Annotated in this window: 16 protein-coding genes; 3 read left to right on the forward strand and 13 right to left on the reverse strand. The window is 72.3% G+C overall.

The window, feature by feature from the left end; genetic code table 11:
* Positions 1-24 precede the first annotated feature (24 nt).
* The 5 genes from QMK24_RS08645 to QMK24_RS08665 form a co-directional block, all read right to left on the reverse strand.
* The gene (locus tag QMK24_RS08645; protein WP_283464715.1) at positions 25-2139 is read right to left on the reverse strand and encodes an ATP-dependent DNA helicase; all 2115 of its coding nucleotides are present in this window, start codon (positions 2137-2139) and stop codon (positions 25-27) included.
* Positions 2140-2433: 294 nt separating this feature from the next.
* On the reverse strand, positions 2434-4254 hold the full coding sequence (locus QMK24_RS08650; RefSeq protein ID WP_283464716.1) for an IucA/IucC family protein: 1821 nt from the start codon (positions 4252-4254) through the stop codon (positions 2434-2436).
* A 158-nt stretch (positions 4255-4412) separates the two neighbouring features.
* On the reverse strand, positions 4413-5132 hold the full coding sequence (locus QMK24_RS08655) for a GNAT family N-acetyltransferase (protein ID WP_283464769.1): 720 nt from the start codon (positions 5130-5132) through the stop codon (positions 4413-4415).
* Positions 5129-7033 (reverse strand): IucA/IucC family protein, encoded by a 1905-nt coding sequence (locus tag QMK24_RS08660; protein WP_283464717.1) that lies wholly within the window; start codon positions 7031-7033, stop codon positions 5129-5131. Before QMK24_RS08660 ends, QMK24_RS08655 begins: the two co-directional genes overlap by 4 nt.
* Positions 7030-8526: a diaminobutyrate--2-oxoglutarate transaminase gene (locus QMK24_RS08665; protein ID WP_283464770.1), complete on the reverse strand. Its 1497-nt coding sequence runs from the start codon at positions 8524-8526 to the stop codon at positions 7030-7032. Before QMK24_RS08665 ends, QMK24_RS08660 begins: the two co-directional genes overlap by 4 nt.
* Before the next feature lie 202 nt (positions 8527-8728).
* Between QMK24_RS08665 and QMK24_RS08670 the strand changes: the two genes are divergently transcribed.
* Positions 8729-9886 (forward strand): trypsin-like serine peptidase, encoded by a 1158-nt coding sequence (locus QMK24_RS08670; protein WP_283464718.1) that lies wholly within the window; start codon positions 8729-8731, stop codon positions 9884-9886.
* A gap of 97 nt (positions 9887-9983) precedes the next feature.
* On the opposite strand, the gene hflX is transcribed toward QMK24_RS08670, so the two are convergent.
* The 6 genes from hflX to miaA all read right to left on the reverse strand — a co-directional run bounded on the left by hflX (position 9984) and on the right by miaA (position 18039).
* Positions 9984-11489: a GTPase HflX gene (hflX, locus tag QMK24_RS08675; RefSeq protein ID WP_283464719.1), complete on the reverse strand. Its 1506-nt coding sequence runs from the start codon at positions 11487-11489 to the stop codon at positions 9984-9986.
* Positions 11490-11570: 81 nt separating this feature from the next.
* Positions 11571-13100: a M1 family metallopeptidase gene (locus QMK24_RS08680; RefSeq protein ID WP_283464720.1), complete on the reverse strand. Its 1530-nt coding sequence runs from the start codon at positions 13098-13100 to the stop codon at positions 11571-11573.
* 168 nt (positions 13101-13268) lie between these two features.
* The gene (locus tag QMK24_RS08685) at positions 13269-15446 is read right to left on the reverse strand and encodes a RelA/SpoT family protein (protein ID WP_283464722.1); all 2178 of its coding nucleotides are present in this window, start codon (positions 15444-15446) and stop codon (positions 13269-13271) included.
* 207 nt (positions 15447-15653) lie between these two features.
* Complete coding sequence (gene dapF, locus QMK24_RS08690; RefSeq protein WP_283464723.1) at positions 15654-16559, reverse strand: diaminopimelate epimerase; 906 nt, start codon at positions 16557-16559, stop codon at positions 15654-15656.
* 34 nt (positions 16560-16593) lie between these two features.
* A complete protein-coding gene (locus QMK24_RS08695) occupies positions 16594-17016 on the reverse strand; it encodes a hypothetical protein (RefSeq protein WP_283464772.1) in 423 nt (140 codons plus the stop codon).
* A 105-nt stretch (positions 17017-17121) separates the two neighbouring features.
* A complete protein-coding gene (gene miaA / locus QMK24_RS08700; protein ID WP_283464774.1) occupies positions 17122-18039 on the reverse strand; it encodes a tRNA (adenosine(37)-N6)-dimethylallyltransferase MiaA in 918 nt (305 codons plus the stop codon).
* 228 nt (positions 18040-18267) lie between these two features.
* Here miaA and QMK24_RS08705 point away from each other — a divergent pair, with 228 nt between their 5' ends.
* Together QMK24_RS08705 and QMK24_RS08710 are read left to right on the forward strand one after the other, a co-directional pair.
* The gene (locus QMK24_RS08705; protein WP_283464724.1) at positions 18268-18531 is read left to right on the forward strand and encodes a hypothetical protein; all 264 of its coding nucleotides are present in this window, start codon (positions 18268-18270) and stop codon (positions 18529-18531) included.
* 22 nt (positions 18532-18553) lie between these two features.
* The gene (locus tag QMK24_RS08710) at positions 18554-18811 is read left to right on the forward strand and encodes an antitoxin (protein ID WP_283464725.1); all 258 of its coding nucleotides are present in this window, start codon (positions 18554-18556) and stop codon (positions 18809-18811) included.
* Positions 18812-18904: 93 nt separating this feature from the next.
* Here QMK24_RS08710 and QMK24_RS08715 read toward each other — a convergent pair whose 3' ends face one another.
* Positions 18905-19630 (reverse strand): class III extradiol ring-cleavage dioxygenase family protein, encoded by a 726-nt coding sequence (locus tag QMK24_RS08715; protein WP_283464726.1) that lies wholly within the window; start codon positions 19628-19630, stop codon positions 18905-18907.
* A gap of 133 nt (positions 19631-19763) precedes the next feature.
* Complete coding sequence (gene miaB, locus QMK24_RS08720) at positions 19764-21251, reverse strand: tRNA (N6-isopentenyl adenosine(37)-C2)-methylthiotransferase MiaB (RefSeq protein WP_283464775.1); 1488 nt, start codon at positions 21249-21251, stop codon at positions 19764-19766.
* Positions 21252-21371 lie beyond the last annotated feature (120 nt).

Below are 21371 nucleotides of genomic sequence, written 5' to 3' on the forward strand. Positions count from 1 at the left end.
CGGTTCCGGGGCCCTGCCATGTCCTCAGCCTGCGGCGGGCACACCGTCCGTGACCTCATCCGCGGCTGCCGGATCAGTGGTCACCACATCCGCATCCGCCGTAGCCGCATCCGCGGTATCCACATCCGACATATCCGAAGTCTCCGGATCCGCCGCAGCCGTGACGGGTTCGGCGGCCTTGGCCGTGGCCGCCGCGTCGATGGCCGCCAGCGAGCGGCGGACCTGGTTGCGGTCGGTGGTGTACCAGAGGTCGGGCATCGAGGCCCGCAGGAAGCTGCCGTACCGCGCGGTGGCGAGCCGCGGGTCCAGGACGGCGACGACGCCGCGGTCGCCGGACGCGCGGATCAGCCGCCCGGCGCCCTGCGCCATCAGCAGCGCCGCATGCGTGGCGGCCACCGCCATGAAGCCGTTCCCCCCGCGTTCCTCCACGGCCTTCTGCCGGTCGCTCATCAAGGGGTCGTCGGGACGGGGGAACGGGATCCGGTCCATCACCACCAGCTGGCAGTTCACCCCCGGAACGTCCACGCCCTGCCAGAGCGACAGCGTGCCGAACAGACAGGTGGCGGCGTCCTCGGAGAAAGTGCGGATCAGCTCGCCGAGCGTCTCCTCGCCCTGCAGAAGGACGGGGTTCTCCAGCCGGGCCCGCATGGCCTCCGCCGCCGCCTGTGCGCCGCGCATCGAGGAGAACAGCCCCAGCGTGCGGCCGCCCGCGGCCTCGATCAGCTCGGCGAGTTCATCGAGCATGTCCTCGCGCTGGCTGTCCCGGCCCGGCTGGGCGAGGTGCTTGGCCACATAGAGAATGCCCTGCTTGGGATAGTCGAAGGGCGAGCCGACATCGATGCCCTTCCACGGCGGCACGTCCTCGCCCTCGATCCCCTCGGGAGCCAGCCCGAGCGATGCCGCGACCCCGTTGAAATCGCCGCCGAGCTTGAGGGTGGCAGAGGTGAGCACCACGGAACGCTCGGCGAAGAGCTTCTCGCGCAGCAGTCCTGAGACGCTGAGCGGGGCGACGCGCAGGGACGCGCCGAAGCGGTCGTGGCGCTCGCACCAGACCACGTCGTACTCCGAGCCCTGCACGATGCGCTCCGCGACCTCATAGACATGTTCGACCGAGGCCAGCGCCTGCTTGCGCACCGCGTTCTCGTCCTGGACGGACTTGTCGCGGGTCTCGCCGATCGCGGTGATCACCTGACGGCAGGCGTCCCGCAGCGCGGCCAGCGCGTAGCCGAGATCCTCCGGGATCTCCTCCAGACGCCCGGGCAGCGCCAGTTCCATCAGCCGCTCGAAGCCCTCGGAGGCGCTGAGCAGCGCATCGGCGGCCTTCTCGTTGACCAGCTTGGCGGCCCGCCGGACGGCGCGGTTGACGCTGCCGGGGCTGATCTCGCCGGTCGCGACACCGGTGACGCGGGAGACCAGCTCATGGGCCTCGTCGACGATGAGGACCTCATGACTGGGCAGTACCGGCGCGCCCTCGATGGCGTCGATGGCCAGCAGGGCGTGGTTGGTGACGACGACATCCGCGAGCTTGGCGCGCTCGCGGGCCGCCTCGGCGAAGCACTCCGCGCCATAGGCGCACTTCGTGGCGCCGAGACACTCGCGCGAGGTGACGGACACCTGCGACCACGCCTTGTCCGAGACACCCGGCGTGAGTCCGTCCCGGTCACCGGTCTCGGTCTCGTCCGCCCAGTCGCGCAGCCGGAGCAGGTCCTTGCCGAGCTTGCTGGTGGGCGCGGCGGCCTCGAAGGGATTGAAGAGGCCGTCCTCCTCGTCCTGCGGCACCCCTTCGTGCAGGCGGTGGAGGCAGAGATAATTCGACCGGCCCTTGAGCATGGCGTACTGCGGCTCGCGGCGCAGCAGCGGCTTCAGCGCCTCGACGGTGCGCGGCAGGTCGCGCTCGACGAGCTGCCGCTGCAGGGCGAGGGTGGCGGTCGCGACGACCACCCGCTCGCCATGGGCGAGGGCCGGGACCAGATAGCCGAGGGACTTTCCGGTGCCGGTGCCGGCCTGGACGAGCAGATGGGCATTGTCGTCCACTGCGGTCTCGACGGCCTGGGCCATCGTGACCTGGCCGTGGCGCTCCACACCGCCGACGGCGGTGACGGCTGCGTGGAGGAGTTCGGTGAGGGCGGGCTTCGTCATAGGGCAACCAGCCTAAGGGGGTCCACTGACAACGCGCTCCAGTCCCCGGATGGTGTGATCGTTCGCCGCCCGGAATCCGGCACCTCGTGCCCACTCCGGTGCCAACTTCTGGCGCATGTCGTTCGAGACGGCCGGGGCCGTCGGGGAAGAGGAGCCGCAGCGCGCGGCCGGGCGCGTCGCGGCGGGTGACACCCGGCCGGAGCCCGCCGCCCCGGACCGGGTGGATGATGCGGGTGAACTCGTCCTCCCGGCCTCCCGCCGTGGCACGGCCGGCCGACACCGCCGACGCCGCTCTCAGGGCCCGCTCAGCGGATTGCGGACGGTGCCGTGCACGGCGGCGTGCGGACGGTCGGGGCGGTCGCGGTAGCCGTCGAGATGCAGCCGGTTGCGGTTGAGACACAGCCGCTCGATCCGCGGGGTGAGCAGATCGAAGGTCGCGAACCTCTCCTTGAGCTCCGGGAAACGGTCCTGGTGACGGAGGATTCCGTCGCGGACCATCGCCCAGAACTCGCCTTCCGGGACTCCCAGCTGCTCCTCGCACAGCGGCGCGAGGTAGCGGAAAACACCGATGAACAGCCCGGAGTGGATGAACTGGGTGAGGAAGGCGGGGGGTTCGGTGAGCAGCACCGCGCGCACGTCGTCGGGCATCGCCGCGTGTTCCGGCAGCGGTTCCGCGGAGATGTTGACATCGTCGACGAAGTCCTTGACGGCGAGGCGGACGGGAATGTCGTGCTCGTCGAAGACGACGATGGCGTTCTCCCCGTGCGGGGAGAAGACCGTTCCGTACTGATAGAGGAAGTGCAGCAGCGGGGGCAGCAGGGCCGCGAACAGATGCCGCAGCCAGACATGCGGCGCGAGCCCGGAACGCTCGACCAGCTCGGCGGTGAAGGAGCGCCCGTCCGGGTCGGTGTGGAGGAGTGCCGCGAGCGTACGGGCCCGCTCGCCGGGGTCGAGGTGACCGTTGAGCGGCTCGCGCCAGATACAGCCGAGGAGTTCGCGGTACTGGTACGGCACGCCCGGGATCCGGTCGTACAGCGGGTGTTCGACGGTGATGGAGGCGACCTCGCCGAGCAGGATCACCCGGGTCTCGTCCCGCAGGAACGGGTCCGCGTCCCACAGTCCGTGCACCCAGGCGGTGACGGCCGGCGCGGCGAGCGTGCGCTCGGTGGGCAGCCCGCGCCAGACGAGGGTGTTGAGGACGGACAGCGGAAGCTTGACGGTGCGGCGGTCCGGGCGGCTGGTGTTGAGGAAGGTTCTGATGGACTGCTGGGGCAGCCGCAGGTCGTTGTCAGTGGCGAGGGGGAGGATGGATCCATCGGCGAGGGCGGCGGCGAAGAGGGGGGCGATCGTCTCGTCCCACTGCCAGGGGTGGACGGGCAGCAGGAGGTAGTCGGCGGGGTCGCGCCCGTGGCCGGTGATGGTGCCGGCGAAGGCGTCGAGTACGTCCGGGGGGAGTTCCTCGGCGTAGAGCCGGTCGGGGGTGGCCAGGGCGGCGACGCCCCGGTACTGGGCGAGGTCGCGGTGGACGGCGATCCAGGGGAGGCGGTGGTGCTGACGGGCTTCGGGGGCCCATTGGGCGGTGTCGGCGGCGGAGAAACCGAGCCGGCCCTTGTTGGCGACGAGCCAGGGGTGGCCTGTCTGGTGGCCTTCGAGGTCGGCGTAGTCCAGGTCGGCGAGTTCGGCGGCGGTGATCGCGGTCGCGTCGAGCCGGACATCGGCCGACAGGGTCGCCAGGAGCTCCCGGATCAGGTGCCCGGTGGTGTCGCCCGCCAGGGCCAGGACGGTGTCGTGTCCGTGGGTGAGGAAGTGCAGCGGGTCGCCGGTGGGCGTGATGGAGCCGGCATCCACGTACCAGCTGCCGTAGGCGCCCCGGCGGGCGCGGAAACGGTAGGTGACGCCGTCGCCGAGCGGCAGCCGGTAGGCCGAAGAGCCCGCTTCGGGGCCGAGGCCGGGGCCGGCGCCAGGATCGGAGACAGGGCCGGAGACAGGGCCGGGGTCGGGGTCGGGCTCCGGTGAGATGACGGCTTCGTACGCGTACTCGGCGAGCATCTTGGCCAGCAGCCGTCGGGCGGCACGCTGCCAGTCGGCGCCATGGAGCGGCGGCGGGATGGGCAAGGTCGGTGCTCCTCTGCTGGGGACGGTGGGACGGTTGGCTGGAGGAGGGGTCGGCGGGAATCGGGAGGGCTCGGCAAAGAGTGCGGGACCGGGACGGGGGACCGGAGAAGGACGGCTCGACAGGGGTTCAGCGGGGTTCAGCGCGATTCAGCGAGGGCTCAGAGGAGGTGTCGCACAGCGCGGTCGCGAATCATCAGTGCGGCTCGTTTGCCGGGCAGCTCCACCTCGGCGGAGAAGCGGAAGCCCGCGGCGAGGAACGCGGCGACAGAGGGGGTGTTGCGCAGGTCGGGTTCGGCGATGACGCGCGCGCAGGCGGGCCGGTGGTCGAGCACATGGTCGGCGACGGCTCGCAGCAGGGTGGTGCCCAGGCCGCGGGCCCGGTCGGTGACGCCCGCGATGAGCAGATGCAGTCCGGTGTCGTGAGGGCGGGAGGGGTAGTAGCGGGAGACGAGGTCGAGATCGGCCCGGTAGATCTCCCAGTAGCTCATGGGTGTGCCGTCGAGAACGCCCAGGCACGGGACGCTGCGGCCGTCACCGTCGAGTTGTCCGCGCAGATGCTGCTCGGTGATCTGCGGCGGTCCGTCGAGTTCCCAGAACTCGGCCACGGCAGGGTCGTTCATCCAGCCGGTGATCATTGGCAGATCGCGCTCGACGAGCGCGGGCACGAGGTGGAAGGTGCCCGCCCGGGTGGTGGCCGGGCCCCATTCCCCGACCTCGCCGAGCAGACCCCCCTCCGCGGACGGGGACCCGGCGGCCGGGGGCGTCACGGCGAAGAGGGCGAGGACCTCGGGCGTCAGAGTCAGGTCCAGGGTGTCCTCGGCGTTGGAGTCGGCGGGCGGCAACACGGCTCCCTCCTCTCCTGCGGTCGGGCCGCTCAGGCGGCCAGTGGGTTGCGGATCGTCACATAGACGGACTGGGTGTCGACGGGGCCGACGAGTTCATCCATACCGTGCAGCCGGGTCAGCAGATTGGCTTTGCAGCGCAGGGTCGGGTTCCCGAGCAGCTGGGCCGGGAGGCGTGAGCTGCCGGTGGCCGCCGCCCGGTCGAGGAATCGGCGGAAGGCGGCGAGAAGCAGGTGCTCGTCGGCCAGCCCCTGGGAGCCGAACGCGCCGATGAGGCCGAAGACGTTGTTGATGCCGAGGTAGTAGGCGAAGCGCTCGTCGGCGACCTCGTCCGCGACGAAGGTGTCGCTCCCGGAACCGATCCCGGGCAGCCGGCGCTCCAGTGCGGCCCGGTGGGACTCTCGGAAGTAGTAGCCCTGGTTGTCCCGGTAGCGGCCGCCCGACGGCCAGCCGTCCGCGTCCAGCAGGACGAGGGTGTTCTGCTGGTGGGCCTCGAGGGCGATCCCCGCCTCCCCGTCCAGCCACAGGACGGGACGGACGACGGCGTCGAGATAGCGCAGGAACCACTCGGCGGCCACGGCGGCGGCCGACCGGCCGGTACGGGCCGCGAGGCGGCCGGTGAGGTCGGCCAGCCGCGAGCGCAGGGCGGGCGCGCCCGGCCCGGGCCAGGGGCGCGGCGAGGTGAGCCCCGCCACGCAGTGAGCCTGGTCGCCGGGGCCGAACGGGTTGTGCCGCAGCACGACGTCGAGGCCCTGGAGAGGCGCGCCGCCGGGAGCGTTCACCGCGAGCCAGGCGGGGTCGCGGACGATGTCGAAGCCGGGGTGCGCGGCGCGCCACTGCTCGGCGAGCCCGCTGCGCAGCAGCCGGTGCACCTCGGTGCCGCGCTGGAGTTCCTTGCGGAGGTTCTCGCGGCGGGAGTTGGTGATGCGCAGGGCGAGCGAGAGCTTGAGCATCGCGGGGGCGCCGGACCGGTAAACGGTCCGTACGGAGGAGGTGGGATGCCAGGGGCCGCCGAGCGGGCCGAGGTCGCGCAGCCGTCCCGAGTCGAGGAGCTCCCGTACGTCGGGCCGGTGCTGGACCTCACGGGCCTGCCAGGGGTGCAGGGGCAGCGCGGCGGCGCCGTCGGGGAGTTCGAGGCCGGGGCCCGCGAGATCGGTGAGGAGCTGCTCGGCGGGGATGGTGCGGCCGCGCTCGGTCCAGGCGGAGTCGGTGGCGAGGAGGGAGCGGTCGACGGCGAACCAGTGGAGCGGGAAGGAGCCGCGCAGTTCGGGTGAGTAGGCGCGCGCCTCGGCCTCGGAGAGCCCCTCCCGGCCCTTGGGCGTGGGGTGCAGCGGGTGGCCCAGGATGAGCGCCTGCTCGGCTTCGAGGAACGGTTCGGTGGCGGCGGGCGCGGCGGGGTGCGCCCGGCGGTCGGCGATGAACAGGGCGGTGCGGCGGGCCGAGTCGACGACCCGGCCGACCAGATCGGCGCCCTCGGCCGGGTCCGTGCCGCCCTCGCGCGCCAGCAGCGCGGCCAGGGAGACCGCGGTCAGCGGGATCTCGTCGGCGATGGCGAGCCGGGCGGTGCCGAACCGGTGGTGACCGGTGGCTGACCAGTGCCGGATCTGGACGTCGAAACCGGTGCCGCTGGCGGGGAGCGGCACGCGCAGGACGCCGTCCCGGGGTTCGGTGACGGCCGTCTCGCGCACCCAGCAGCGAAGCAGGTTCTCGGTCGCCGCCGCGTCGGCCGCCGCGTAGGCGTCGGACCGTTCGAGGGGATCGGGCCCGCCCGGCAGCGGCAGCGCCCGCCGCGTCTGCGGAGGTACCACCGTCGCGCTGTCGGCGGCAGGATCGGCGTTCGTGCCGGGACGTGCGCTCATGCCGGTGCTCCGTGCTTCGGTGGGGCCGCTCGGCCCGGAGGTCGGGGTGCCCTCGGCTGTGACCTGCGGACTCGTCATGCGCGCTCCTCCACTGCTCCGGAACCCGCGGGGACACCGGAAGCGCCCGGACCGACAGGAGCGCCGGAACCGCCGGGAACTCCCGAGCCCCCGGTGGTTCCCGAACCGCCCGTCGTCGTCGCCCGTTCGGCCGCCGCGATGGAGTCCGCGAGGCGGTCGAGCACCGCCTCGGCCTGCTCATCGGTGATGGTGAGCGGGGGCAGCAGCCGGACCACGCTGCTGTGCCGGCCGCCGAGTTCGATGATGAGACCGCGGCTCAGTGCCTCCTGCTGCACGGCGGCGGCGAGCCGGGGCGCGGCGGGCAGGGACCCGTAGTCGTCGGGTTCGGCCTCGGTGTCGACGAGTTCGACGCCGATCATCAGGCCGCGGCCGCGCACATCGCCGATGCAGCGGTGGTGGGCGGCCAGTCCGCGCAGCCGGGCGAGCATCCGGGCGCCGAGGGCGGCCGCGCGCAGGTCGAGGCCGTGCTCGCGGACGTACCGCAGGGTGGCGGTGCCCGCCGCCATGGCGAGCTGGTTGCCCCGGAAGGTGCCCGCGTGGGCGCCGGGCCGCCAGGTGTCCAGCTCCTCCCGGTAGACGATGACGGCGAGCGGGAGGCTGCCGCCGATGGCCTTCGACAGCACCATCACATCGGGCACGATCCCGCTCTGCTCGACGGCCCAGAAAGTGCCGGTGCGCCCGACGCCCGTCTGCACCTCGTCGACGATCAGCGGGATTCCGCGCCGGGTGGTGATCTCCCGCATCCGGCGCAGCCACGCCTCGGGGGCGGGGATCACACCGCCCTCGCCCTGCACCACTTCGAGCAGCATTCCGGCGGGCGGCTGAACGCCGCCCTTGGGGTCGTCCAGCACGCTGGCGGTCCACCGGGCGGACAGCTCCGCCCCGCGGTCGCCGCCGGTGCCGAACGGGCAGCGGTAGTCGTACGGATACGGGAGCCGCGTCACCCGCGCGTCGGCCTCGCCGACGGTGGCGCGCGCCGCCGTGTCCCCGGTCGCGGCCAGTGCGGCAGCGGTCATGCCGTGGTAGGCGCCGGTGAACGCCAGCAGGCCGCCGCGCCCGGTGGCGTTGCGGACGAGTTTGATGGCCGCCTCGACCGCGTCCGTGCCGGCCGGTCCGCAGAACTGCACCCGTCCGTGGTCGGCCAGTTCGGGCGGCAGGGTCTCGAACAGGGCCGTGGTGAAGGCGTCCTTGACCGGGGTGGCCAGATCGAGGACGTGCAGCGGGGCCTCGGAGTCCAGCACCGCGCGGATGGCCTCCAGCACGACCGGGTGATTGTGCCCGAGCGCCAGCGTCCCCGCGCCGGACAGGCAGTCCAGGTAGCGGCGGCCGTCGGCGCCCTCGACCGTCATCCCGCGGGCTCTGACCGGTACGACCGGCAGCGAACGGGCGTAGGTACGGGCCGCGGATTCGCGCAGCGACTGCCGTCGCAGGATGCCCTCCCCCGCCACGAAGTCGTCTGCCGGCGCGGTCAGTCGGTCCGGCACGCTCGAGATGGCGGCCACGTGCTCACTCCTCCGGTTGACGTCCCCATCCGCACTAACGACGCGCCGATGGTCCGATCACGGTCGGTTGGGAGATCTTTCACACCGGAACCGGCGACCCTCCGCGGACCGTCCTCCTCAGCACCCGGCATAGTGGGGGACCGCCCCTTCGCCGGGGCTGCATTGCCGTTAACCAACCAGGGGGACCCAACCCATGCCATCCATAAGCCGGCCACTGGCCGCCGCCGCGGTCGCGGCCCTGCTCGCGGCCTCGGTCACCGCCTGCGGGCCGTCCAACGACAAGGCGGATCCCAAGCCGAGCCCCTCGGTGACGAGCGCGGACGGCTCGAAGCTCCCCGCCCTGCCCACCAGTCTCGGTGACCTCGAGAAGCTGAAGAAGGCCTACAAGGACGGGGCCTGGAAGAACTGGGACAAGGCCAAGTGGCTGCGTGAGGCCTCGGACTTCATCAACCCGGTCATCGACGGTCTGTGGGACAACGACCGGATGAAGGGCGCGGAGCAGAACGACAAGAAGGTGCCCGACGACGTCGCAGCCGACAAGGGCAAGACCGATCCGGTGCCCGCGGTCAACAAGGCCCAGGCCGTGGCTGCGCCCTATCACGAGAACGGGGCCGGCGACGGAAAGATCTTCTTCGACGGCCCGAAGGGCTCGATGGTCTGCTCCGGCACCGTGGTGAAGGACCCGGCCCACCCCGGCAAGTCCAACCTGGTGTGGACGGCGGGTCACTGCGTGCACGCCGGCGGTGAGGGCGGCTGGTACCGCAACGTCATCTTCGTCCCGTCGTACAACGACGGCGGGAAGACCGAGGCGCAGCTGCAGGGCGCCAAGCGCGACACGCTCGCCCCGCTCGGCGTCTTCTGGGCCGACGGCGCCGCCACTTCGGACCAGTGGATCTCCACGGGCGCGGAGACCGGGGGCAAGGGCTCCGCGTACGACTTCGCGGTGCTGCACGTGGCCCCGGACAAGCAGAGCGGCACCAAGTCGCTCGAGGAGACGGTGGGTTCCGCCCTCCCCGTCTGGTTCGACGCTCCGTCCGCGACGAAGATCACCAAGATCGGCGCCTGGGGCTACCCGGCCGCGCCGCCGTTCGACGGGCAGCGGCTGTTCAACTGCACGGGCAAGCCGGGCCGGCTGTCGCTCTTCGCCGACCAGCCGACCGAGTACCGCATCGGCTGCACCATGACCGGCGGTTCGTCCGGCGGCGGCTGGTATGCCAAGAACCCGGACGGTCAGGTGGCGCTGGTCAGCAACACCTCGATCGGCCCGATCACGGCGACCTGGCTGGCGGGCCCGCACCTTGGCGCCGAGGCCAAGGCCGTGTACGACAAGGTGAGCAAGCAGTTCACGTAACACCCTGAGTTCACACGAGGCACGTACGGAAGGGCCCGCCCCCACCGGGGACGGGCCCTTCCGTACGCCTGCCGGCGGTGAACCGGTCTGTGACCGGTCAGTGCTTGGTGACGAGCGCGAACGACTCGAACTCGGCGGCCAGTTCCTCGTGCACCCGCGCCTTGAGGAGTGTGCCCTCGCCGGTGTGCTCCTCGGAGAGCACCTCGCCGTCGGCGTGCGCCCGGGCGACCAGCGCGCCCTGGGTGTACGGCACGAGGACGTCGATCTCGACCTCGGGCCGCGGCAGTTCCTCGTCGAGCAGGGCGAGGAGCTCGTCCATGCCCTGGCCGGTGCGCGCGGACACCGCGATGGCGTGCTTCTCGTTCCGCAGCATGCGCTGCAGGACGAGCGGGTCGGCCAGGTCCGCCTTGTTGATCACTACGATCTCACGCACCTTGAGCGCCTCGACCTCGCGGAAGACATCCCGCACGGCGGCGAGCTGCTCCTCCGGGACCGGGTGCGAGCCGTCCACCACGTGCAGGATGAGGTCGGCTTCCGCGACCTCCTCCATGGTGGAGCGGAACGCCTCGACCAGGTGGTGCGGCAGGTGCCGTACGAAACCGACGGTGTCGGTCAGGGTGTACAGCCGCCCGCTGGGCGTCTCGGCCCGGCGCACGGTCGGGTCGAGGGTGGCGAACAGGGTGTTCTCCACCAGGACGCCCGCGCCGGTGAGCCGGTTGAGCAGCGAGGACTTGCCCGCGTTGGTGTAGCCGGCGATCGCGACCGACGGCACCTTGTGCCGCTTGCGCTCCTGCCGCTTGAGGTCGCGGCCGGTCTTCATCTCCGCGATCTCCCGGCGCATCTTCGCCATCTTCTCGCGGATACGGCGCCGGTCGGTCTCGATCTTGGTCTCACCGGGACCGCGGGTGGCCATACCGCCACCGCCGCCGGCTCCGCCACCGCTGGACCCGCCGCCGCCCATCTGACGGGACAGCGACGCACCCCAGCCGCGCAGCCGCGGCAGCATGTACTGCATCTGCGCGAGCGAGACCTGGGCCTTGCCCTCACGGGACTTGGCGTGCTGGGCGAAGATGTCGAGGATCAGGGCGGTGCGGTCGACCACCTTGACCTTGACGACGTCTTCGAGATGGATGAGCTGGCCGGGACTGAGTTCACCGTCGCAGACGACCGTGTCGGCGCCCGTCTCGTGCACGATGTCCCGCAGCTCCTGGGCCTTGCCCGAGCCGATGTACGTGGCCGGGTCCGGCTTGTCGCGGCGCTGGATCACGCCGTCGAGCACCAGGGCGCCCGCGGTCTCCGCGAGGGCGGCGAGCTCCGCGAGGGAGTTCTCCGCGTCGTGCACCGTGCCGGACGTCCACACACCGACGAGGACGACGCGCTCCAGACGGAGCTGCCGGTACTCGACCTCGGTGACGTCCTCCAGCTCGGTGGACAGACCGATGACGCGCCGCAGAGAGGCGCGCTCGGAGCGTTCGAGCTGAGCGCCGTCCCGCTCTTCGTCGATCTCTTGGCTCCAGGCGACGTCCTCTTCCATAAGGGCGTCGGCCCGAAGGCTCTCGGGGAGGCGCTGTCGGTCATTCGAAGAGGAGGAAGAGGAGGTCATTGGATCCTTTGGTCGATCGGCTGGAATGGGTGACGGGCGTGTTGTCCGTCATAACGATGGTCGCACGCCCGCCGCCGCGGGTCACGCGGGTTTCACCGCCACTGACGCGCGGGTCCTGGCCGGGCCGGCCACCCAGTCGCGGTGGCCGGGCATCGGCGGGGTGACGGCCCCGTACAGCCAGGCCTGCAGGAAGCCTCCCAGGTCACGGCCCGCGACCTGGGAGGCGAGGGCGGTGAAATCGGCGGTGGACACGATCCCGTCGCGGTGGCCGGCCACCCAGGCCCGCTCCAGCCGCTGGAAGGCGGGGGCGCCGATCTCCTGGCGCAGCGCGTACAGGGCGAGCGCCCCGCCGCCGTAGACATTGCTCCGGAAGATGCCGAGCTTGCCCTGGTCGGGCGGCAGCGGGGCGGCGGGCGGGCCGTCCGCCTTCCGCACCTGGGTGTCGACGGCGTAGGCGGCGCGGACCTGCTCGTCGAGGTTCACGCCGTACTTCTCCGCGCTGTACAGCCACTCGTACCAGGTGGCGTGGCCTTCGTTGAGCCAGACATCCGACCAGGTCGCGGGGGTGACGCTGTCGCCGAACCACTGGTGGGCGAGCTCGTGGACCATCAGCGGGGCGGCCAGGTGCTCGGGCGCGAGCAGGACGCGGCGCTCGAAGAGCGAGAGGGTCTGGGTCTCCAGCTCGAAGCCGGTCGTGGTGTCGACGCTGAGAATCCCGTACGTCTCGAACGGGTAGCGGCCGACCTGGCCCTCCATCCAGCGGACCTGGCCCGGGGTCATCGCGAGCCGGGCCTCCAGCCGGTCGCGGTCGGCGGCGCCGACCACATCGCGCAGCGGCAGCCCGTGCGGACCGGATCGGCGCAGTACGGCGGAGCGGCCGATGGAGACCTGGGCGAGTTCGGTGGCCATGGGGTTCGCGGGGCGGTACGTCCAGGTGAGGGCGGGGACGCGCGCGGCCTTCCCCGCGGGGGCGGCCTTCCCCGCGGGGGCGGCAACGGCAGGGACGGCGGTGGGCACGGCGTCGGGAACGCCGTTCGCGACGACGGTGAGGTCCCCGGGCGCCGTGACATGGAAGGTGAAGGCGGCCTTGTCCGACGGGTGGTCGTTGCACGGGAAGACCCGGTGGGCGGCGTCGGCCTGGTTGGCCATGGCGAGCCCGTCGGCGGTCCGCACCCAGCCGGAGTCCGCGGCCCGCGGATCACTGGTGTGGGTGACGGTGATCCGGAGCGTGCCGCCGGCCGGTACCGGCTCCGCGGGGGTGACGACAAGCTCCTCGCGCTCTCTGGTGTACGTCGCCGGCCGCCCGTTGACCTGCACCGATTGAACCGTGCCGTTGGCGAAGTCCAGATGGAAGCCGGTCAGGGGCGCCAGGGCGCGGGCCTCGATGCGGGTGACGGCGTCCAGTGGCCGGTCCTGGCCGTGGTAATCGAAGGCGATGTCGTAGGAGGCCACGTCGTAGCCGGGGTTGCCGAGGTCGGGGTAGAGCCGGTCACCGAGCCCTGCCGGTGTGCCGGTGGACGGCGGACCGCCGGGCAGCTCCGCTCCGGTCAGGGTCAGCGTGGCGGCAAGGGCCGCCAGCACGGCGCCGCTGCGCGGCGTGATGGGGATCATGCGCTACGGCTATCAGGGGGCGGCGGGCGCGGACGCGCGACGCGCAGCACCACGCCCGATCGGCCCCGGACGGTTCCCCTGGCCGTGTCGCCCGCCGTCTCATGCCGGGACCCTCGCCGGCCTCTCGCCCCCCTTGCCGGACCCCTCGCCGGGTCCTGGGCGCCGCCGTTACCGGCGTGCGGCGGCCATCGCCCGCTGGGCCCGGTAGACGTCGTACACGCCCGGGACGGACCGCATGGCGCGCATCAGGCCCGGCAGCGCCTCCGCGTCGGGCAGCTCCACGGTGTACGTATGGCGCACCCGGTGCTCCTGCGGTGGTTCGACGGAGGCGGAGACGATGCCCACGCCCTGGCCCGCGATGGCCTCGGTGAGATCCGCGAGCAGCCGGGGCCGGCCGAGCGCCTCGGCGAGCAGGGTGGCGCGGTAGCCGGCCCCCGCGGGGCTGCCGCCGCGCCACCGTACGCGGACGGGGGCGCGGCCGGCCCCGGTCATCCGCAGCGCGGTCGGGCATTCGTCGCGGTGCACCGCGACGGTGCCGCCGCGGATGACGAATCCGGTCACCTCGTCGGGCGGCACCGGCGTACAACAGCGCGCCAGGCGCACGGCGGCGCCCACCAGGTCGGTGACGGCGACCGGCTCGCCCTCGGCGGCGGTGTCCGCGCTGTAGGCGGGGCGCTCCGCCCGCGCGGCGGGCTCCTCGTCGGCCGGGGGCAGCGGGTGGCGTTCCAGCCAGCGGGTGACGGCGATACGGGCCGCGGGGGTGCGGACGTGCTCCAGCCAGTCGGGGGACGGACCGGAGGCGCCGGTCTCGTCCAGCAGGAGCTGCACGATGTCGCCGTCCCGCAGCTTGGTGCGCAGCGGCGCGAGGCGTCCGTTGACCCGGGCGCCGACGCAGGAGTGGCCCCCTTCGCCGTGCAGGGCGTAAGCGGCGTCCACACAGCTGGCTCCGGCGGGCAGCCGGATCGTGCCGGAGGTGTCGCCGCCGTGGCTGGAGAAGACGGTGACCTCACGGTCCTGGGCGAGGTCGGCCCGCAGGGCGGTCCAGAACGTGTCGGGGTCGGGGGCGTCGCGCTGCCAGTCGAGCAGGCGCGACAGCCAGCCCGGCTGGGTGGGGTCGACACGTTCGCCGTCGGCTGCCTGGGGTGTCTCGGCGACGGTGTGCGGATTGCCGAGCGCGATGACACCGGCCTCGGCGACCCGGTGCATCTGCCGGGTGCGGACCAGGACTTCGGCGATCCGGCCCTCCTCGTCGGCGACGGCGGTGTGCAGTGACTGGTACAGGTTGAACTTGGGGGCCGCGATGAAGTCCTTGAACTCCGCGATCACCGGGGTGAAGCAGGTGTGCAGCTCACCGAGGACGGCGTAGCAGTCGGCGTCCTCGCCGACGAGCACCAGCAGGCGTCCGAAGTCGCAGCCGCCGAGTTCTGTGGCGCGGCGTTTGAGCAGGACCCGGTGGACGGAGACCGCGTGCCGCGGCCGGATGGCGACCTCGGCGGCGATCCCGGCCTCACGCAGAACGGCCCGCACGGAGACGGCGACGGCCGTCAGCGGGTCCTGGCCTGCGGCGTTGGCGAGGATCATGGCGCGGGTGCGGGCGTACTCCTCCGGGTGGAGGATCGCGAAGACCAGGTCCTCCAGCTCGCTCTTGAGGGCCTGTACGCCCAGCCGTTCGGCGAGCGGGATGAGCACATCGCGGGTGACCTTGGCGATCCGCGCCTGCTTGTCGGGGCGCATCACCCCGAGGGTGCGCATGTTGTGCAGCCGGTCGGCGAGTTTGATGGACATGACGCGTACGTCGCTGCCGGTGGCGACGAGCATCTTGCGGAAGGTCTCGGGCTCGGCGGCCGCCCCGTAGTCGACCCGTTCCAGCTTGGTGACGCCGTCGACGAGATAGCAGACCTCCTCGCCGAACTCCTCCCGCACCTGATCGAGTGTCACTTCCGTGTCCTCGACGGTGTCGTGCAGCAGAGAGGCCGTCAATGTTGTTGTCTCCGCGCCGAGTTCGGCGAGGATCAGGGTGACCGCGAGCGGATGGGTGATGTACGGCTCGCCGCTCTTGCGCATCTGGCCGCGGTGCGAGGTCTCGGCAAGCAGATAGGCGCGCCGCAGGGTCTCGATACCGGCCGCGCCGACCCCGGGATGGCGGGTGCGGTGCACTTTGGCGAGGTGCTCGATGGCGTCCGGCACGCGTTGGCCCCTGCCGCCGGCGGGGAGGCCCCATTCGCGTCCGCCGGGGCCGAGCAGCGCCGCCCTGCCGAGCCGGCGCAGATCGATCCGGCGCAGTCCGCGCCTGCGGCCCTCATCGTCGGGGGCGGGGGCGGCATCCACTGCGTTGTCCGCGCTCATCGGGCACCTCCGGCAGCGTCAACCGGCGGCAGGCGCACTCCACGGAGAGTGGGGGCCGCGCCGGTGCTTGATGCTATCGAGCCCATCACGTGCGGCAGGGGCGCTCTCGCCCAGAGTGATCCCCATCACCCGTTCGAGGGAACGTGTGCGGGAAGTCGGTACGGAAGGCCGGTTCGGGAAGCCGGTACCGCAAATGTGTGCCGGACGTCAGGCGTTCGGTGCGTCCAGCCACTCCGGGGCGATGGTGCCCTCGGCGACGATCACGGCCGGGCCGGCCATCTCGATACGGCCGTCGGTGGATTCGGTGATCACCAGCCGGCCGCCGGGCACATCCACGGTGTACGTGACGGGGCGTCCGGTGACGGCCGGGTCGGCGCCGTCGCGGCGGGCGGCGGCGACCATCACGGCGCAGGCGCCGGTGCCGCAGGAGCGGGTCTCACCCGAGCCCCGCTCATGGACACGCATCGCCACATGGCGTTCGCCGCGGTCGACGACGAATTCCGCGTTCACACCGGTCGGGTACGCCGCGGCGGGTGTGACGGCGGGCGCGGCCAGCAGGTTTCCCGCGTCGTCGAGGCTGTCGACGAAGGCGACGGCGTGCGGATTGCCCATGTTGACGTTGCGCGCGGGCCAGCGGCGGTCGCCCACGGCGACGGTCACTTCCCCCTCGGGCAGCACGGCGCGGCCCATGTCGACGGTGATGTCGCCCGGGACGCCGTCCGGGCCCGTCTTGGCGATGTGCACCCGGCGGACGCCGGCGCGGGTGGCCACGGCCAGCTCACCGGCCCCGGTGAGCCCGGCGCGCTGCAGGTAGCGGGCGAAGACCCGGACCCCGTTGCCGCACATCTCGGCGATGCTTCCGTCGCTGTTGCGGTAGTCCATGAACCACTCGGCCTCGCCGGCCATGCCGACGGCCTCCGGATGGGCCGCGGAGCGCACCACCCGCAGCAGCCCGTCGCCGCCGATGCCCGCCCGGCGGTCGCACAGCCGGGCAACGGCCGCCGCGGACAGCTCGATGCGGCCGTCCACGTCGGGGACGATCACGAAGTCATTCTCGGTGCCGTGGCCCTTGAGGAAGGGCAGGCTCTGCTGCGCGGTGGTCACGTTGGTCACACGGACAAGGGTAGTGCCACGGCGCCGGCGCGATTCAGCGCAGGCGGGCCACGCGCACGATGGCGAGGAACGCCAGCAGCCCGCTGATCAGCGTGTAGGCGACGATGTAGCGCCAGTCCGCGCGGCGGCCGGAGCCGCGGGCGGGCAGCCCGGGCCAGGTGTAGCCGACCCGGCGGGCGGCCATGATGCCCCAGCCCGCGGAGCAGCAGCTGAGCAGCAGGCCGAGCATCGCGACGACCGCGCCGCCGTCACCGAACTCGAAGGCGAGCGGGAAGGCGAACATCAGTGATCCGCCGACGCCGAGGGCGACGATCGGGGCGAGCTGCCAGATCCGCAGCCGCCGCTGGGGCCGCAGCTCGACCGGAACGGTTTCCGGCTCGGGCAGGGAATCCGTCCCGAGCAGGGAATCCGTCTCGGCGTCGTGGTCGGGTGACGTGTCGCGGGGACCGGCTTCCATCGCCACGCGCCCTCCCCAATCTCCGACGCCGAAACTCGATGCTCGATGATGGCACGGCCGCGTGGGCGCCTCATCACGCTGAGGCGTCCCGATGCCATCACGTGATCAGGCTGTAACCGCAGCCGCGACCAACGTCAGCGCCTGATCGGTGAGTTCCGTGCCGCGCGCGGTGAGCCAGTGCACCCGCTGATCACGGCGGAACCACGAATCCTGGCGCCGCGCGAAGCGCTTGGTGGCCCGTACGGTCTCGGTGCGCGCCTCCTCGTCGGTGCACTCCCCCGCGAGGGCCGAGAGCACCTGCTGGTAGCCGAGCGCCCGCGAGGCGGTGCGTCCGTCGCGCAGTCCCACGGCGTCCAGCGCCCGTACCTCCTCCATCAGACCGGCCTCCCACATCCGGTCCACCCGCAGCGCGATGCGCTCGTCGAGTTCGGGCCGCGGCACGTCGACGCCGATCTGCACGGTGTCGTAGACCGAGTCGGGGCCCGGCAGATTCGCGGTGAACGGGCGGCCGGTGATCTCCACCACCTCCAGCGCCCGGACGATCCGGCGGCCGTTGCTCGGCAGGATGGCGCGCCCCGCCTCGGGGTCGACGGCGGCGAGCCGGGCGTGCAGCGCGGCGGAGCCGTGCTCGTCGAGCTCCACCTCCAGCCGGGCCCGGACGGCGGCGTCGGTGCCGGGGAACTCCAGCGCGTCGATGGCCCCGCGGACGTACAGCCCGGATCCGCCGACCAGCACCGGCGTTCGCCCGGCGGCGTGCAGCCGGTCGATCTCGGCGCGGGCGAGACGCTGGTACTCGGCCACGCTCGCGGCCTCGGTGACGTCCCAGATGTCCAGCAGATGGTGCGGCACGCCGTGGCGCTCGCCGGTGGTCAGCTTGGCGGTGCCGATGTCCATGCCCCGGTAGAGCTGCATGGAGTCGGCATTGACGACCTCACCGTTCAGGGCCTGGGCGAGGGCTACGCCCAGATCGGACTTGCCGGCCGCGGTGGGGCCGACGACGGCGATGACAACATCTTTGGTCAGGAGTACGGGGGGTCGCTCCCCGGGAGTGTGCAGCACCTGTCCAGTCTCCCAAACCTCTGAGCCCGCTCACGATCGAGGGACGTGACGGAGCGCGGCCGGACTCGTTGCCTCTGGAGAGATTCCGCTGGCCGGTTTCCGGGTTTTACGGACCGGCCGGACCCCCACAGCGCAACGAGGCGCCCCGGGCAACGCGGAATTTCGACCTCACGAGTATGGTCTGGAGTAGAAATGGGCGTTTTCGGATGGTTTCGGCGTCAGTCGGCCGACCCGTCAACCGAGACGGCGGAAGCCATCACTCTGACGGCGGATCCGGAGGACGTCGAGGCGGTCGCGGAGCCCGCCGAGGCGGAGGACCGGACGGAGCCGGACGGGCCCGCGGAGCAGGCCGGAGCGGCGGAGTCCGCCGAAGCGGCCGATCCCGTCGGCATCCCGAAGCAGCAGTCCACCGCGGAGGCCGCCGACAGCGAGGCCGGTGAGGGCGCCCGTACATAGCCGTCCCGAGGGAAGGTGCCGGATGAGCCTCAAGGACACGCTCAAGGACAAGCTGGGACTCGCCAAGCACAAGGCGGGCGACTTCGCTCAGCAGCACGGAGACAAGATCGAGTCCGGAATCGACAAGGCAGCCCACACGGTGGATTCCAAGACCGGCGGAAAGTACACCGACAAGATCGAGACGGGCGTGCACAAGGCGAAGGGTGCCTTGGACCACCTGAAGGGCAAGGAGGAAGGCGGTCCGGACACCGAGGAGAGCGGTCCGAACACCCCGGCCTGACCCTCAGCACCGGCGCGGGAAGGCCGCGGGCGCTTCGGCCCTGCGGCCTTCGACGCCCGCCCTCAGCCGTCCGCCGCCACCCGCCGGGGCACCTTACGTCCAGGTGGCGACAAAGTAGCCGACGCCGTACGGCGCGTCCTCGTAGAGCAGCTGTCCGGCCAGCCCCGCGCCCTGCGCGGCCCCCGCCAGGACCTGCCAGGGGGCGCGTCCCGCCGCCTTGAGCGTATCCGCGAGTTCCGCGTCCAGCGCGGCCAGGGCCGCCGTGTCGGCCGCGGCCAGCGCGGCGGCGACCGAGGCGTCGAAGGGTTCCGCGCGCTCGTCCAGATAGCCGGGCGCCTTGACGGTGCGGCAGGCGCTGCCATCGCCCATCACCAGCAGCGCGACCCGTTCCGCCGCTGCCGCGATCATGGCGCCGGTGGCGGCGCAGCGGTCCTGTTCGAGCGGCTCTCCCACGCCCAGGCCCTCCACCGGAGCGGCGGCCCAGCCCCCCAGCAGCCAGGCGGCGACGGCCAGCGAGGGCGGCAGCAGACGGCCGGCGGCCCCGGGCTCGGTGCCGGGCTCGGCGCCGTGGGTGCCAAGGCGCACGTCGAGCTCCACTCCGAACTCGCGGAACGAACCGCGCGAGCCCTCGGGGTGCGGCCCCCGGACGGACTGCTCCGCCGGGCCGATCACCACCAGCCGGTCCGGCCGGGACGCCGCGAGCACCCCGATCGCATCGGCGCACGCGGCGCGCAGCGCGTCCAGCTCGGGCGCGGCACCGGCCGCCACCTCGGGTACGAGCAGCGGGGCGGACGGACAGACTGCGGCGGCTACGAGCATGACCGCAGCCTAGTGCCGGGACCGGCAGGTTCCCCGGGTTACGCGTCCCTCGGCCGCGCTGCCCTCAATCTCCCCCAGCTAACGCTGGGAGGTGCCCCTGGACGGCTGGAAATCCAGCCCGTCCAGGGCGACGTCAGTCGCGGCCGCAGCCGCTCTCCACTACCGGCAGGGGCGCCGGGGCGCCGATCGTCGGCAGCCCCAGCATCACGCCGGCCGGCGCCTGGGGAGCGGCGTTGCGCTGCTCCCACGCGTCACCGGCCCGCGTACGCCGCACGGCGAGCGCGGGCCGCTCGGCGAGCAGGTGGTGCGGGGCGGCGTAGGTGATCTCCACCGTGGCCATGTCACCGGGGCGGGGGGCGGCGCCCGCCGGCTTCTCGAAGTGCACGAGACGGCTGTCGGGAGCGCGGCCGGACAGCCGGTGGGTGGCGTTGTCCTTGCGGCCCTCGCCCTCGGCGACCAGCACCTCCAGCGTGCGGCCGACCTGCGTCTTGTTCTCCTCCCAGGAGATCTGCTCCTGGAGGGCGGACAGCCGCATGTAGCGCTCCTGAACGACTTGCTTGGGGATCTGCCCGTCCATGTCGGCCGCCGGGGTCCCGGGGCGCTTGGAGTACTGGAAGGTGAACGCCTGCGCGAAGCGCGCCTCGCGCACCACGTGCATCGTCTGCTCGAAGTCCTCCTCGGTCTCGCCGGGGAAGCCCACGATGATGTCGGTGGAGATGGCGGCGTCCGGCATGGCCGCGCGCACTTTCTCGATGATGTTGAGGTAACGGTCCTGCCGGTACGAGCGGCGCATCGCCTTGAGGATGGCGTCGGAACCGGACTGCATCGGCATGTGCAGCTGGTGCATCACGTTCGGCGTCTCGGCCATGGCCGCGATCACGTCGTCGGTGAAATCGCGCGGGTGCGGGGAGGTGAAGCGCACCCGCTCCAGGTCCTCGATCTGCCCGGTGGCGCGCAGCAGCTTGGAGAACGCCTCGCGGTCGCCCATGCCCGAGCCGTACGCGTTGACGTTCTGCCCGAGCAGGGTGATCTCGACGACGCCCTCGGCGACCAGTGCCTCGACCTCGGCGAGGATGTCGCCGGGCCGCCGGTCCTCCTCCTTGCCGCGCAGCGCGGGCACGATGCAGAAGGTGCAGGTGTTGTTGCAGCCCACCGAGACCGAGACCCACGCGGCATAGGCGGACTCACGGCGGGACGGCAGCGTGGAGGGGAACGCCTCCAGCGACTCGGCGATCTCGACCTGCGCCTCTTCGGCGATCCTGGCCCGCTCCAGCAGCACCGGCAGCCGGCCGATGTTGTGGGTGCCGAAGACCACATCGACCCAGGGGGCCCGCTTCACGATGGTGTCGCGGTCCTTCTGGGCGAGGCAGCCGCCGACCGCGATCTGCATGCCGGGCCGGGCCGCCTTCTGCGGGGCGAGCTGGCCGAGGTTGCCGTAGAGCCGGTTGTCGGCGTTCTCCCGCACCGCGCAGGTGTTGAAGACGACGACGTCCGCCCCGTCGGCCCCCTTGGGCGCGCGGACATAGCCCGCGCCCTCCAGAAGGCCGGACAGCCGTTCCGAATCGTGCACGTTCATCTGGCACCCGTAGGTGCGGACCTCGTATGTCCTCAAACCAGCCACCTCACCGCTCACCCGACCAGGGTACGGGGGGTGCGGGGGTACGAAGAGCCGCGGACCGCCCCGCCCGCGCCACCCCGTACCGCTCGCCCCGCCCCGCCCTTACCGCTCGCCCCGCCCTTC

This window comes from Streptomyces sp. PH10-H1 (assembly GCF_030063355.1).
Taxonomy (GTDB): Bacteria; Actinomycetota; Actinomycetes; order Streptomycetales; family Streptomycetaceae; genus Actinacidiphila.